We start from the raw sequence: 14350 nt of genomic DNA on the forward strand, positions 1-14350 counted from the left end.
CAGGCAACGATGTCGGCACGTTACGCGGCGGAGCGACCAAGATGGCGACTAGGGGTGCGTATATTGCGCTAGGGCTCGCCTGGCTCGTTCAACGCGCGTGGCGATGCAAAGGAAGGTCGGAGACATTAGTGGCAAAGAGCACGCCCGGCTTCGGGCGTGCCGTTCGCCGAGACGGCCCGAAGACGGAGTCTGACGCCGTTCGGGCTCGCTCATAAGAGGAGCGTCTCAGAGAATGAAGCGACCGACCTTGTCGTTCAGCTCGCTGGCATGCCCTTGCAGCAGGTGCGCCTGCCGTTCGCCTTCCACCGAGTTGGTGGCCAGGGTGTCGCCCAGCGACTTGATGGTCACCACGTTGCGGGTGATCTCCTCGGTGACGGCGGACTGCTCCTCGGCTGCGGCGGCGATCTGCATGGACATATCGGAAATCTGCTGCGCCGCCTGGGTGATTTCCTCCAGCGCGGCGGACGCCTGCTGAGCGTCGTTCACGCTGCGTTCGGCCAGCGCGCGGCTGCTGTCCATCTTGTCCACAGCGCTCTGGGTGATGCGCTGGAAGGTGGCGATGGTCGCCTGGATTTCCTGCGTCGAGGCATGCGTGCGCTGCGACAGCACCCGCACCTCGTCGGCCACCACGGCGAATCCACGGCCCTGTTCGCCGGCGCGCGCGGCTTCGATCGCGGCGTTTAGCGCCAGCAGGTTGGTCTGCTCGGCGATGCCCTGAATGCTGGCCAGCACGCCGGAGATCGACTGCGAGTGCTGGCTCAGCTCGGCAATCACACCGGTAGCCTGCGCGACCTCATCGGCCAGGCCAGTGATCGAGCGCTGGGTATTGCGCACCAATTCCAGCCCCTGCTGGCTGTTATACGTCGATTGCTGCGCCGACTGCGCGGTGCGCTCGGCATTGCCGGCGATTTCCTGGGTGGCCGAGGCCATCTCGGTCACCGCTGTGGCAACCAGCGCCAGCTCCTGCTGCAAGCGCCCAAGTTCGGCGACCGACAGGCTGCTGCGCTGCAGCACGTCACCGGACTCGCTACCAATGTCTTCAGCGTGACGGCGAATGTGACCGACCAGCGTATGCAGGCTGCCGACGAACTGGTTGAAATGCCGAGCAAGGCTGCCCAACTCGTCGTTGCTCGCTTCGGGGATGCGCTGGGTCAGATCGCCGTTGCCGTCGGCGATTACCTGCAGGCCCGCGGAGACCACGCCGAGCGGCCGCAGCAGCCAGCTGCACAGCAGGCCGATGGCGGTCAGCGAGATAATCAGTATCACGCCGAAGGCGGCGAGGCCCGTCCACAGCTGGCGATACAGCGGCGCCGCTAGCACGGCGTCGTCCAACACCATGACCAGCACCTGATCGGCATGGCCGATCGGCGCGGCGTACAGACGCTTGCCGTCGCCATCGAGCAGGTGCCGCGTGCCACTGTGGGCAACCAGGCCGGCGAGCGTCGCCTGATCCAGCGCCGGATAGAGGGCCGTGACCTTCTTATCCAGGTAAGCGCTGTCCGGGTGGCCAAGCACGGTGCCCTGCTTGTCGATGAAGAACGCCAGACCCTCGCCGGGGAGTTCGATCTGCTTCAACTGATCGAGAATCTCGCCCATGCCGACGTCGGCACCCAGGACACCGAGCGCCTGCCCGTTGTGCTGCAGGGTACGCCCCAGCGAAAGCACGAACTGGCCGGTCGCCGCCGCCACGCTGGGTGTGGAAATGTAGACCTCGCTCGGCGTCAGCAGCGCTTGCTGATACCACTTCCAGCGGCGCGGATCGTTGTTGTCCGCCGGCAGGCTGACCTGGTCGGCGTTGATCTGGCTGCCGTCGGCACGAGCGAAGAACACGTTCTCGAATCCGCCGGCGACCTTCGCCTGCACCAGCGCACCCTGCAGACCCGACGTTTCGTCGACCGGTACGGACAGCAGCGCCGCTTCCTTGCTCTGCAGCCAGTAGCGCACGCTGGCGCTGAAGGTCTTGCTGGCGATTGCGACTTGCTCGGCGATATGGCTCTCCAGACTCTTGCGGCTCTCGATGAAGTTCAGCGACAACTGGCTGGTGCCGGCGAGCAGCACTGCGGCGCAGGCGGAGAGCACGATTTTCTTTCGCAGTGACAGCGACATGGAACACCTTCAAAAGCTGATACGGCCCCGATTGAAAAGAGGCACTGACCGGCTGTTATCGTCGGGCCGCGCGCGAGCTGTAGCTGGTGCGATGAATGGTAGGGACGGGCGGGTCATGCTCGGGGCACAAACCGCCGTTACAAGCAGGGTAGCGGAGGCGCCTCAGCCTTGCGGCAGCTGCCGTGCGTGGGAAAGGGTCCATTCGAGCACCTCGCGGCTCAGCGTGTCGCTGGCCTGGCCGAACGCCTCGACCACGCTTTCCAGGCTGGGGTCGGCGCTGGGCTGGCGGACTTCGAAGCGTCGACTGGATAGAGTGTGCTGATCGTGCAGGTTCACCAGGCGCGCATCGAGACGGATCACTATCTGCGGCTCGCCGTCGATGTATTCGGTTTGAAAAGCGCGCAGATCGCTGTGCAGGCCAAGATCGGCGTAGAGGTTCACTTCTTCATTGCTCACCGAAGGCATGCGCCCGTCGCGCTGGAAGGCTTCGATCAGGCGATCGCGCAGCAGCATCGGCGCCGCATCGCTCCAGCGAGCACCCCGATAGGCGCTGATCTGGTTGCCTTGCGGCACCACGGCGATCCTTGAGCTGGAAAGGATGCGGCTGGCCTGCGGAGTATTGATGCGCAGCGCGTGCTGCAGCTCCGGCTCGCGGGGCTGTTGAGAAGTCGTCGCGGTTGGCAGCAGGAAGATCCGCAGGATTTCGGACTCAGGCAGGATCGAACACGCCGCGAGCGCCATGATCAGTCCGGACAGGGCGAGGCGGAGCGAGGTTTGGCGAAGGCTCATGGGGTGAACTCCTGCAGTTTGTCGCGGCCGAGCAGGAAGCCACTCGGGTTGTCTTCCAGGCGCTGGGTCACCCGGCGCAACGCACCGAGCGTGCTGCGCAGCTCGTTGATCGCCGGGCCGAGGTCGTTGAAACCCTGCATGCCATTGTTCAACGCACCCTGGTTTTCTTCGAGCAGCGTATCCAGGCGGGAGGTGGTGCGATCCAGCGCGCTCATCGACCGCTCGGCACTGTCCAGCACGCTGCGGCCCTGATCGTCGAGCAGGCCGTTGGCGTTGCGCGCCAGGCTCGACAGTTCGCCCATGACGGTATTGGCTTGCTGGCTCAGTTGATTGAATTGCTGCAGCGTCTGGGCCAGGTCACCGCGCTGTTCGGACAGCACGCTGGTCGCCTGTTCCAGGTGCTCCAGCGTGCGGCTGAGACGGTCGGTATTTTCTTCGGAAAAGATCTTGTTGGCGCTGAGCAGCAGATTGTTGATGTTGCTCATCAGGTCTTCGCCGTTTTCCAGCAGCGCGCTGAGTGGCGACGGGTCGGCGATGATCAGTGGCGGCTCAGCCCGGCTGCCTTCAAGGCGCGGGCTGTCCGGCTTGCCGCCGTGCAACTGGATGATCATGCTGCCGGTGATGTTGGCCAGTGCCAGCCGCGCCTGAGTGTCGGTCTTGATCGGTGTGCCGCCGTAGACGCGAATGCGCGCGCGGACTTTGCGCGGGTCTTCGGGGTCGAGCCACAGGTCGGTGACATCGCCGACCTTGATGCCGCTGTATTCCACCGAGCTACCGCTGGACAGCCCACTGACCGCCTGGCTGAAGCCGATATCGTAATAGCTATATTCGCGGTCCATGCTGGACTTGCCCAGCCACAGCGCGAAGAGCAGCGCGCAGCCGACCGCGACCACGGTGAATAATCCGATCAGAACATGATGGGCACGGGTTTCCATTTAGGGCGTCTCCAACTTTTGCGCGGCATCCTGCGCGGCGCGGCCACGTGGGCCGTGGAAATAATCGCGAATCCAGTCGTCGTCGGTGGCAGCAACCGCTTCCAAGGTATCGACCGCCAGCACCCGCTTCTGCGCCAGCACCGCGACGCGGTCGCAGATGGTGTAGAGCGTATCCAGATCGTGGGTGACCAGAAACACGCTGAAACCCAGCGCATCGCGCAGGGTCAGGATCAACTGGTCGAAGGCCGCTGCGCCGATGGGATCGAGGCCGGCGGTGGGCTCGTCGAGAAACAGTACTTCCGGATCGAGCGCCAGGGCGCGGGCCAGTGCGGCGCGCTTGACCATGCCGCCGGACAGCTCGTCGGGATACTTGCAGGCGGCGTCGGGCGGCAGCCCGGCCAGCGCCAGCTTCTGCCGCGCCAGATGCTCGGCATCGGCGCGCTTGAGCCCGGCGTGTTCGATCAGCGGCAGCGCGACGTTTTCCTGCAGGTTAAGCGAGGTGAACAGGGCGCCGCGCTGAAACAGCACGCCGAAGCGCCGCTCGATCTCCGAGCGGCGCTCCGTCGAGAGCTTCAGCAGGTTCTCGCCGAACACCTTGACGCTGCCGGCGTTGGGCTGGCGCAGGCCGACGATGCTGCGCAGCAGCACCGACTTGCCGGTGCCGGAGCCGCCGACCACACCGAGAATTTCGCCGCGACGGATATCCAGGTCGAGATTGACGTGCACCGCCTGGCTGCCGAAGCGGTTGACCAGGCCCCGGACCTGGATGACGGGTTCTTCCGATCTCACCAGCCCATCTCCATGAAGAACAGCGCGGCGATGGCGTCGAGCAGGATCACCATGAAGATCGACTGCACCACGCTGGAGGTGGTGTGTTCGCCCACCGACTGCGCGCTACCGCTGGCCTTGAAGCCTTCCAGGCAGCCGATCACCGCGATCAGGAAGGCGAATACAGGTGCCTTGCCCAGGCCGACCAGAAAGTGGTTGATGGAAATGTCTCGCTGCAGAATGGTGAAGAACATCGCCGGCGAGATATCCAGCGCCAGCGAACAGACCACCAGCCCGCCGACGATGCCGCTGAGCATGCCGATGAAGGTCAGAATCGGCAGGGTGATCAGCATTGCAAGGACCCGCGGCAGCACTAGCAGCTCGACGGGACTTAGGCCGATGGCGCGGATGGCGTCGATTTCCTCGTTTGCCTTCATCGCGCCGATCTGCGCGGCGAAGGCGCTGGCGGTGCGCCCGGCGAGCAGGATCGCGGCGAGCAGCACGCCGAATTCGCGCAGGAAGGAAAAGGCCACCAGATTGACCGTGTAGATGGTCGCGCCGAAATCGGCCAATACCGTGGCGCCGAGGAAAGCCACCACCGCGCCGACCAGAAAGGTCAGCAGGGCGACGATGGGAATGGCGTCCAGCCCGGTCTGCTCGATATGCGCGACCAGCGAGGTGATGCGCCAGCGCCGCGGGTTGAGGATGACGGTGAACAGCGTCTGCAGCGTCAGGCCGACGAAACCGAGCAGGGTGCGTTGCTGGTTCCAGACGCCGGCTACGCTGCGCCCGATATGCGCCAGCACGTCGGCCAGCCCGTTAGTCTCTGGTTCCTGTTTGGCTTGCGGTTGATCCAGCGCGGCGGCGACGGTCTGCAACAGCGCCTGGCGTTCCGGCGGCAGTCGCGGCGCCCATTCCGGCAGGCTGGCGATGCGTGTCGGGCCGAGCAATTCGACCAACAGCCCGGCGCCGGCGGTGTCTAGCTCGCCGATGGCGTCGAGCTCGATGCAATCGGCGTCACTGCCCTGACGGCGTGCCTGTTCGACTTCACGCCGCAGCGCCGCGTAATGCTGCAGCGTCCAATCGCCTCCGATCACCAGCGTGTCGCTGTTCGGGTGACGCTGCAAACTGCCGGGCGTAGACGTCGGTTGAGTCAATATTCTTATCCGTATGCGATGGCGTCGGAGCGAGTGCCCGGGCGCCGCGGCTTTTGACGATCCTAACAGTTGGGACTCTGCCAGCGCGGTTCGGTTTAATTTGGCGGCACAGCCGAATGAATGGGCGGTGCACACGACCGCCGAGCAATTTGTTGCAGGCGGACGCGAACTATCGACCGCAATCAGCCTCCATAGCGTGCGAGCCGGATTGCCATACCCGGTACGCATCGCGTCACGTGACTTATGCGTTGGTCGTGACGCCTTCCTTCTGCCCGTTCGGGTCCTGCTCACCTTTACCCCGACCACTGCGAGAGTTTTCGTTTGTCTATCAATTGCTTGCGTGCGTTGCCATTCATCGTGGTCCTGGGCGTCATCTTGTTCAGCGGGCTGCGGCCCGAGCCGGTGCCACAGGTGTTCAACCAACAGGACAAGCTGCACCATATGCTGGGCTTCGCGGCACTGACCTTCACCCTGCGCCTGGCCTTCCCGCAATGGCGGGTGGTCTGGACCATTCTGGCCAGCCTTGGCGCGGCCTTGCTTATCGAGGTCGGTCAGAGCTTTCTACCCAATCGCCAGGCATCGCCGGGCGACATGCTGGCCAATGCGGCGGGCGTGCTGCTGGGCTGGGGTTGCTCGCATCTGGCGTATCTCTGGTATCTGCGGCGTATCGGCGTCACCACCGACCCCGAAGCGCCCGAGGCAGCGGAGCGTGTCGAGACTGCCGCGCGGCCCTGAGCCAACTTTTCCGTTTGGTCGTGGGTCACACGCAATAGACTTTCGACGAGCCGGACCATGTGGCCCCAGCCGACCAACGACAACCCGCCTATGCGGCCCTGGCGACGCGGCTTCGCTCTGTTGCCCGTGGCGCTGTTGATCGCCTGTGACGGTCAGCAGTCGACCCTGAACCCCGCCGGCACCGGTGCCGAACGCATCGCCGAACTCTTCTGGTGGATGTGCGGCGGCGGCCTGCTGATCTGGGCGCTAGTGATGGGCATCGCCTACTACGCCACCCGGGCGCACCCCGAGGCACATGGCATTCGCAGCGCGCGCTGGCTGATCCTGGGTGGCGGGATCGTGTTTCCCGTCGTGGTGCTCACTGTGCTGCTGATCTACGGGCTGATGCTGATGCAGCCGCTACGCTCGACCGCCGATGTCGACCTGCAGGTGGACGTCTCGGGCGAGCAGTGGTGGTGGCGGGTGCACTACCAAACCGAGGCCGGCGACAAGGTGGAACTGGCCAACGAAATTCGTCTGCCGGTCGGCCAGCGGGTGGCCTTCAGCCTGACCAGCCCGGACGTGATTCACTCGTTCTGGATTCCCTCGCTCGGCGGCAAGGTCGACATGATTCCCGGCCGCACCACCCAATTGGTGCTCGAACCGACGCGCACCGGCACCTTTCGCGGTGCTTGCGCTGAATACTGCGGCACCGCTCACGCGCTGATGAGTTTCCCCGTCGTGGTGATGGAGCCGGCGGCGTTTGACGCTTGGCTCGCCGGGCAGGCCGAGCCCGCGCAGGCACCGCAAACCGCTTTGCAGCGCCAAGGTCAGCAGGCCTTTCTCGCCAACGGCTGCGGCGCCTGTCACCGCGTGCGTGGCACCGAGGCCGACGGCGCGCTCGGCCCCGATCTGACCCACGTCGGCAGTCGCCTAAGCCTCGGTGCCGGGACCTTGCCGGCAGATGTCGACGCCTTCCAGCGCTGGATCGGCCACACCGGCAAGATCAAGCCGGACGTGCGCATGCCCGCCTTCGGCATGCTGCCTGAAGAGCAGCTGAACGCCATGGCGCATTACCTGAGCGGATTGAAATGAGCGAGCCGATGGACGCGCACGACCAAGCCCGTGCCAAGGCGCAGGCCGAACGCCTGGCCGCCGCCTGGAAGACGCCCACCGGCTGGCGCTACTGGTCAGCGGTAAACAACACCGAGGTCGGACTCTGGTACACCGGCGTGTCCTTTCTGTTCTTCCTCTTTGCCGGCGTGCTGGCGATGCTGATTCGCGCCCAGCTGGCAGTGCCGGACAACGATCTACTGTCCGCCGAAACCTACAACCAGGTCTTCACCCTGCACGGCTCGGTAATGATGTTCCTGTTCGGCGTGCCGATCTTCGAGGCGTTTTCGATCCTCATCCTGCCGCAGATGCTCGGCGCGCGGGACCTGCCGTTTCCGCGACTGTCGGCTTACGGTTTCTGGTGTTTCATCATTGGCGGCGTGTTCGTCTGCGGCTCGATCTTCTTTGGCGTCGCGCCCCAGGGCGGCTGGTTCATGTATCCGCCGCTGACCACCAGCTATCAGGAAGGACTCGGCGCGGATATCTGGCTACTCGGGTTGTCATTCATCGAGGTGGCGTCGATCGCGGCGGCCGTAGAACTGATCGTCGGCGTGCTGAAGACGCGCCCGCCCGGCATGCGCATCAACCTGATCCCGCTGTATTGCTGGTACATCCTGGTGGTGGCGGGAATGATCCTGTTCGCCTTCCCGCCGCTAATCGCTGGTGACCTACTGTTCGAACTGGAGCGCGCCTTCGACTGGCCATTCTTCGACCACACCCGCGGCGGCGATCCGCTGCTGTGGCAGCACCTGTTCTGGATCTTCGGCCATCCGGAGGTCTACATCATCTTCCTGCCCGCCGTGGCGCTGGTGGCGACCATCGTACCCACCGCCTCGCAGCGGCCCATCGTTGGCTACAGCTTTATCGTGCTGGCAGCGGTGGGCACCGGCTTCATCAGCTTCGGGCTGTGGGTGCACCACATGTTCACCACCGGCATGCCGGGCATCTCGCTGGCTTTTTTCTCGGCAGCGTCCGAGGCGGTGGCGATCCCGACCGGCGTGCAGATCTTCTGCTTTCTCGCCACGGCGCTGGCCGGGCGCTTCGTCAAATCGGTGCCCATGCTGTTCGTCGCCGGCGCGTTGGCGATCTTCGTGCTCGGCGGCCTGACCGGCGTAATGGTGGCGCTGGCGCCGTTCGACTTCCAGGCACACGACACCTACTTCATCGTCGCGCACCTGCACTATGTGCTGATCGGCGGGATGCTGTTCCCGGTGATTGCCGGGCTGTACTACTTCTTCCCGCTGGCTATGAGCAAAACGCTCTCGGACAAGCTTGGGCGGATCGCCTTTTGGCTGATGTTCATCGGCTTCAACATCGGCTTCCTGCCGATGCACTTCACCGGCCTGCTGGGCATGCCGCGACGGGTCTACACCTACGCCCCAGACATGGGCTTCGACGTGCTCAACATGGTCTCCACGGTTGGCGCCTTCATCCTCGCCGCTGGCGTCGCGGTGCTGGTCTGGGACGTGCTGCGGCCCAAGGGTAAGCAGCCCTACAGCCAGCGCAACCCGTGGAATGCCGGCACCCTCGAATGGCTGGCGGAAATGCCGGGCAAGTCCTGGGGCGTGCGCTCGATTCCGATTATCAAGGGCCGTTATCCGCTGTGGGACCAGCCGAACCTGATGCGCGACGTCGATGCCGGGCGCTTCTATCTGCCCGATGCTGAGGAAGGCAAGCGCGAGACGCTGATCAGCAGCATCATCGACGCCGAGCCGATCCAGTGCCTGCGGGTGCCGGGCCCGACCTTCCTCGCCTTCTGGGCGGCGGTGTTCACCGGCGGGCTGTTCATCTTCGCGACCTACAGCTGGTATGTCGCGGCGCTGACCAGCGGCTTCCTTGCGCTGGTGACCATCCTTGTCTGGTTGTGGACCGGCACCGCGGTGATTCCAGAAAAACCGCGCAAGGACATCGGCCTCGGCGTGTCGGTGCCGCTCTACGCCTCGGGCGCCAGGTCGGTGGGCTGGTGGGCCATGTTCATCACCATGATTGGCGACATGAGCGCCTTCGCCAGCCTGGTATTCGGCTACTTTTTCTTCTGGACGGTGCACGAAAATTTCCCGCCGGCGGACGCGGCCGGTCCCGGCGTGGTCTGGCCGATGGTCGCGCTGGGGCTGGTGCTCGCATCCTGGGGCCTGACCCTGCTGGCGCGCCGCTGCAACGGGCGCGATCAGGCGGCGGGGTTCTATCTGGCGCTGGGGCTGGCCGCCTTGCTGACTCTCGCCGGTGCTGGCGCGCTGTTCGCCGGGCCGCATTTCAGTGGGCTCGATCCGACCACAAACGTCTATCCGGCGACCGTCTGGGTGCTGGTGCTCTGGAGCCTGTTGCACCTTGGCGTCGGCCTGATCATGCAGCTCTACGGTCTGGCACGCCGCGCTGCTGGACGGATGACCGCCGAACACGACATCGATATCCACAATGTCGCGCTGTACTGGCATTTCATGGCCATCACCGTTGGCGTGACCGTTGCGGTCATCGCCGGATTTCCGGAGGTTGCATGAACGAGCAAGCCGAAGCCCGACCGGAAGAAACATCCGAAGCGCCGCTCGACGAGCGCAGCACGCTCTGGCTGCTGACCTTCGGGCCGACCATCTGGGCCGTGCACTTTTTACTGTGTTATGTCGTCGCCGCAGTCTGGTGCGCCAAGGTCGCGGGGCGTACCGGGCCGTTGGGTGACCTGCGCCTGATTATCGGTGGGCTGACGCTTTTGGCCCTCATCGGCATTGGCCTGACCGGCTGGCGCGGTTGGCGCATGCACACCTTCGGTCACGCCACGGCGCCCCATGATTTCGATACGCCCGCCGACCGCCATCGCTTCCTTGGCTTTTCGACGCTGCTGCTCAGTGGCCTGAGTTTCGTTGCGACGATATTCGTGGCCCTGAGCGCGGTCTTCATCAGGAGCTGCGAATGATTTGGCGCCCGTTGGCCTTGATGCTCGGCCTGGCCACGCTGGCGGCGGTCTGGCTCGGTCCGCTGCCGGCGATGGCGGATCGGATGTTCGTCGGACACATGCTCATGCACGTAATGGTGGTGGCCGTCGCGGCGCCGTTGCTGGCGATCGGACTTGCCGGGGGCCGACTGGATATTTCCAGCCGCCTACCCGCGCTGTTCTCGCCGATTCTGGCCTCGGTGATCGAGCTGTTCGTAGTCTGGGCCTGGCACATGCCGGCGCTGCACCACGCGGCACGCACATCGCAGGCCGCGCAGGTGCTGGAGCAAGGCAGCTATCTATTCGTCGGATTGCTGGTGTGGCTCGCGGCCTTCGGCGGCGCCCGGCATCACCGCGCGCTGGCCGGCATCGCCGGGTTGTTGCTGACCTCGATGCACATGACGTTGCTCGGCGTGTTGTTGACGATGTCCAGCCGACCGCTGTTCGAGCACAGCGGGCTGTCGAGTTTGACGCCGCTCGAAGACCAGCAAATCGGCGGCGTGATCATGCTGGTCTTCGGCGGCACCTCCTATTTGATCGGCGGGCTGTATCTGCTCTTCGGGCTGCTACAGGACAAGCGCGATGCCGTTTCGGTCAGCTAGGCAAATCATGCAGCGAGCTTCAGCGCCCTTGCGGCGCTGGCTGTGCTGGCTAACGGGTGGGTCCTGGAAACGCGTGTTGGCTGCGGTGGCGCTGATGGCGGCGCTCGCGGGTGTGGGCGGTTTCGTGCTGGTTTCGCTGGGGCTGGTGTCGATCAGCGCCAGTTCCGGCCACTGGAAAGCGACCGGCTGGTTGCTGCACTATGCCATGCGTCGCGCGGTAAGCACCCAGTCGATAGGCATCAAGGTGCCACCGCTGGACGATCGGGCGCTGGTGCTAAAGGGCGCCGGGCATTACGAAACCGGTTGCGCTATTTGCCATGGCGCACCGGGGCGCGAGCGTTTACCGATCGTGCGCGGGATGACGCCCGAACCGCCATTGCTGGCGCCACGAATCAAACAATGGGAGCCGCAGGAGCTGTTTTGGATCGTCAAACACGGCATCAAGTACACCGCCATGCCGGCCTGGCCGACCGCCAACCGGGATGATGAAATCTGGGCGATGGTGGCGTTTCTCCAAGCATTGCCAGAGATGTCCGAGCAGCGCTATCGCGAGCTCGCGCTGGGTGATGATTGGGGATCAGCGAATAGCGATCGCCTCGGGCCTGCGGAGGGGATGCTTGAGACGGTATTGGCCAACTGCAGCCGCTGCCACGGCGCGGATGGTGGCGGACGCGGAAAAGGCGCCGTCCCGCGACTGGCCGGACAGAGCGAAGCCTATCTGCTCGGCACGCTGCAGGCTTACGCCCGTGGCACGCGCCACAGCGGCATCATGCAGCCGGTCGCGGCCGGGCTCGAACCGCCGGTGCTGAAGGCGCTTGCCAAGCACTATGCCGCGCTGCCGATGGTTGCCCTCGCAGACGACTCCACCGCGGCGCCTAAAACCCTTGCACACGGAAAGGTGTTGGCCGAACGCGGTACGCCGGAGCGCGGCGTACCGTCCTGCGTTCATTGCCATGGACCGAAACGTTCGCCGCGCAATCCGATGTATCCAGACATCGCCGGGCAGCACGCCCGCTATCTGAAGCAGCAGCTGGACCTATTCACCGCCGGCACCCGCGGCGGTAGCGAATACGTGCACATCATGCACAGTGCCGCGCAGCGCCTCACGCCTGAGCAGATACAGGCACTGGCGGATTACTATGCGTCGCTGCCGCCGACGGACATGGCGACATTGACTGCCGAGCCGGCCGCCACACTACAACCGCAGAGGTAATCGATGTTCGATAAGGTCGTGGAAATCGTTTCGGCGTTCGGTTACGTGGGCGTGTTCGCGCTCATGTTGCTGGAGAATATCTTCCCGCCGATTCCGTCCGAACTGATCATGCCTCTGGCGGGCTTCGTGGCGGCGCGCGGCGAACTGAACTTCGCCGGTGTGATCGTTGCCGGCACTGCCGGCTCGGTGGTGGGCGCGCTGCCCTGGTATTACGCCGGCGCCAAGCTAGGCCAGGAACGCGTGAAGCGCCTCGCCAAGCGTTGGGGGCACTGGCTTACGCTGTCGCCTGAGGACGTCGACGCGGCGAGCCGCTGGTTTGATCGACATGGCAAAAGCGCGGTGTTCTTCGGCCGTCTAGTGCCGGCGGTGCGCACCCTCATTTCGGTGCCGGCCGGGATCGTCGGCATGCCGATGGCGCTGTTTCTGCTCTATTCAACGCTGGGTTCATTGATCTGGACCGCGCTGTTGGCACTGGCCGGCTTCGTGCTCGAATCGCAGTACGAGAAGGTCGCCGACTACATCGACCCGGTCTCCACCGGCGTGGTGGTGGCGTTCGTCCTGTTTTACCTGTACCGACTGATCCGCCAGCGCTCTGCCCGGCGTGGCTGAGCGGGACGAGCGGAAGCGAATGCCACCCGGCCCAACCAAAAGCCTCAACCCGTAGGGTGGGCTTCAGCCCACCGCTTTTCGCACAAACAGGTTCCAATTCCGCCAAGGCTTTTGCGGCTGGCTTCGTTACTGGTGGGCTAAAGCCCACCCTACAAGGGTGAAGCGGAGTGCCGCCTCAGCCCACCGCCTATTCAGCTGCAGTTCGACGCTTCGTCAGGCCTGCCGCGCTCAGGCGGCGCCAGCGGTTTCGCGGTCGGCCCGGCGACTGCGCTGGCACTGATCGATAACCGTGAAAACCTCCTGCCACATCTGCTCGGACTGCTGCTTGAGCTGATCGGTGCGGGCCTGAATCAGCGCTTTTATCCGCTCGGCATCGTCGGTCACCAGCTCGATCTTGCGTTCGATTTCCGCCTCGTCGGTCGTTACTTCGACCAGGCCTTCGGGGAAGCCATAGTCCTCGAATAGCATCTGGTACTTGTGGCTCCAGCCCGTCGCTAGCGCTGGCACGCCCTGGGACAGAGCGCTGACCAAGCCATGAAAGCGGCTACCGAGGGTGCCGCTGCAGGCACCGAGGATGCCCTTGATTTCCAGCGCACCGCTTTCCTGAACGATCGGGATGCCGCCGACGGCCGCTGACAGCTGTTCGGCCAGCCGCTGGTCATCCTTGCCTTCGTGGACCAGCACGAAGGGCTTGGCGTTCTTTTTCAACAGATAGCGGGTGCAGGTGATCAAAAACGGCAGGTACGCCTCGCGCGTCTTCTGATCGGTCTTGTCGAGCATCCGGCAGTTGGGAACGATGCAGAAACGGTTCTGCTCGACATCGAAGTCTTGGGGCAGCACGCCGCTCACTAGATTGGTGAAGTCCGGCGATTGCTTGATCTTGGCCTGCTCGCCGACCAGTCGGGTCAGATGTTCGTAGGAGACGCGTTCGCGTGGGAAGATCAGGTCGACGTTTTCCACCACGGACTTCATCGCCGCCTGGTTCTTCTCCGATTCGAACGGACCCAACGCCTGCGGCAGCAGGACCACGCGGGTGCCGTTCTTCTTCCAGCGCCGGGTCGACTGCGCCAGTTCCGCGCAAGGGCTTTCGCCCCATTGATCGCTGTAGGCAAAGCCGGCGGCATCGATGACCACGTCGACTTCCTTGTCCAGCACCACGCCGTACATCTCGCGCAGCGGACGCGGCGCGAAGTTGGCCAGCGTGCCCCACTGGATGCCGTAGCGCCACAGCCACGCCTTGGGATAGAAGCCCAGCTGGACCAGCTTGCGGAACGGCTGCTCGGCCTTCTTCGGCGTGGGCGCCATGACGAAGGTAGCGTCTGGGTACCGGGTCTTCAGCTTATGCAGCGTCGCGTGCAACATCAGCTCTGCGCCTTTATTGACGAAGCCTGCCTTTCGGATCTCGATAATCATCGCTT

At 64.4% G+C, this 14350-nt stretch carries 13 protein-coding genes and 1 pseudogene; 7 read left to right on the top strand and 7 right to left on the bottom strand.

What is annotated here, in order from left to right; translation table 11 throughout:
- Positions 1 to 225 precede the first annotated feature (225 nt).
- The 6 genes and pseudogenes from V6943_RS20360 to V6943_RS05025 all read right to left on the bottom strand — a co-directional run bounded on the left by V6943_RS20360 (position 226) and on the right by V6943_RS05025 (position 5758).
- Entirely contained in the window at positions 226 to 930 is a 705-nt protein-coding gene (locus V6943_RS20360; protein ID WP_374105196.1) for a methyl-accepting chemotaxis protein, read from the bottom strand.
- A 153-nt stretch (positions 931 to 1083) separates the two neighbouring features.
- Positions 1084 to 2106: pseudogene (locus tag V6943_RS20365) on the bottom strand (HAMP domain-containing protein); the annotation flags it as partial.
- A gap of 162 nt (positions 2107 to 2268) precedes the next feature.
- Positions 2269 to 2895 (bottom strand): ABC-type transport auxiliary lipoprotein family protein, encoded by a 627-nt coding sequence (locus tag V6943_RS05010; RefSeq protein ID WP_340552779.1) that lies wholly within the window; start codon positions 2893 to 2895, stop codon positions 2269 to 2271.
- Complete coding sequence (locus V6943_RS05015) at positions 2892 to 3830, bottom strand: MlaD family protein (protein ID WP_197445348.1); 939 nt, start codon at positions 3828 to 3830, stop codon at positions 2892 to 2894. Before V6943_RS05015 ends, V6943_RS05010 begins: the two co-directional genes overlap by 4 nt.
- Complete coding sequence (locus V6943_RS05020; protein WP_197445347.1) at positions 3831 to 4619, bottom strand: ABC transporter ATP-binding protein; 789 nt, start codon at positions 4617 to 4619, stop codon at positions 3831 to 3833.
- Positions 4616 to 5758: an MlaE family ABC transporter permease gene (locus tag V6943_RS05025; protein WP_445324124.1), complete on the bottom strand. Its 1143-nt coding sequence runs from the start codon at positions 5756 to 5758 to the stop codon at positions 4616 to 4618. Before V6943_RS05025 ends, V6943_RS05020 begins: the two co-directional genes overlap by 4 nt.
- A 324-nt stretch (positions 5759 to 6082) precedes the next feature.
- Here V6943_RS05025 and V6943_RS05030 point away from each other — a divergent pair, with 324 nt between their 5' ends.
- Genes V6943_RS05030 through V6943_RS05060 form a run of 7 tightly spaced genes read left to right on the top strand, consistent with a single transcriptional unit; the run spans position 6083 to position 12932 of the window.
- Positions 6083 to 6490 (top strand): VanZ family protein, encoded by a 408-nt coding sequence (locus V6943_RS05030; RefSeq protein WP_340553032.1) that lies wholly within the window; start codon positions 6083 to 6085, stop codon positions 6488 to 6490.
- Between the two features lie 57 nt (positions 6491 to 6547).
- The gene (coxB, locus tag V6943_RS05035) at positions 6548 to 7564 is read left to right on the top strand and encodes a cytochrome c oxidase subunit II (protein ID WP_340552780.1); all 1017 of its coding nucleotides are present in this window, start codon (positions 6548 to 6550) and stop codon (positions 7562 to 7564) included.
- An 8-nt stretch (positions 7565 to 7572) separates the two neighbouring features.
- On the top strand, positions 7573 to 10080 hold the full coding sequence (ctaD, locus tag V6943_RS05040; RefSeq protein ID WP_340552781.1) for a cytochrome c oxidase subunit I: 2508 nt from the start codon (positions 7573 to 7575) through the stop codon (positions 10078 to 10080).
- The gene (locus V6943_RS05045) at positions 10077 to 10490 is read left to right on the top strand and encodes a hypothetical protein (protein WP_181103233.1); all 414 of its coding nucleotides are present in this window, start codon (positions 10077 to 10079) and stop codon (positions 10488 to 10490) included. The genes ctaD and V6943_RS05045 overlap by 4 nt, the downstream gene beginning before the upstream one ends.
- Positions 10487 to 11110 carry a cytochrome c oxidase assembly protein gene (locus V6943_RS05050; RefSeq protein ID WP_340552782.1) on the top strand — a complete coding sequence of 208 codons (624 nt, stop codon included), beginning with the start codon at positions 10487 to 10489 and terminating at the stop codon, positions 11108 to 11110. Before V6943_RS05045 ends, V6943_RS05050 begins: the two co-directional genes overlap by 4 nt.
- Positions 11111 to 11117: 7 nt before the next feature.
- The gene (locus tag V6943_RS05055) at positions 11118 to 12323 is read left to right on the top strand and encodes a c-type cytochrome (protein WP_340552783.1); all 1206 of its coding nucleotides are present in this window, start codon (positions 11118 to 11120) and stop codon (positions 12321 to 12323) included.
- Positions 12324 to 12326: 3 nt separating this feature from the next.
- Positions 12327 to 12932, top strand: coding sequence for a DedA family protein (locus tag V6943_RS05060; RefSeq protein WP_197445341.1), 606 nt, complete (start codon positions 12327 to 12329; stop codon positions 12930 to 12932).
- A 228-nt stretch (positions 12933 to 13160) separates the two neighbouring features.
- Here the strand turns inward: V6943_RS05060 and V6943_RS05065 are convergent, their stop codons facing one another.
- Positions 13161 to 14345 (bottom strand): polysaccharide pyruvyl transferase family protein, encoded by a 1185-nt coding sequence (locus tag V6943_RS05065; protein ID WP_340552784.1) that lies wholly within the window; start codon positions 14343 to 14345, stop codon positions 13161 to 13163.
- Positions 14346 to 14350: the final 5 nt, after the last annotated feature.

The sequence above is a fragment of the Pseudomonas sp. CBC3 genome, assembly GCF_037967085.1.
In the GTDB taxonomy this organism is placed as follows: Bacteria; Pseudomonadota; Gammaproteobacteria; order Pseudomonadales; family Pseudomonadaceae; genus Stutzerimonas.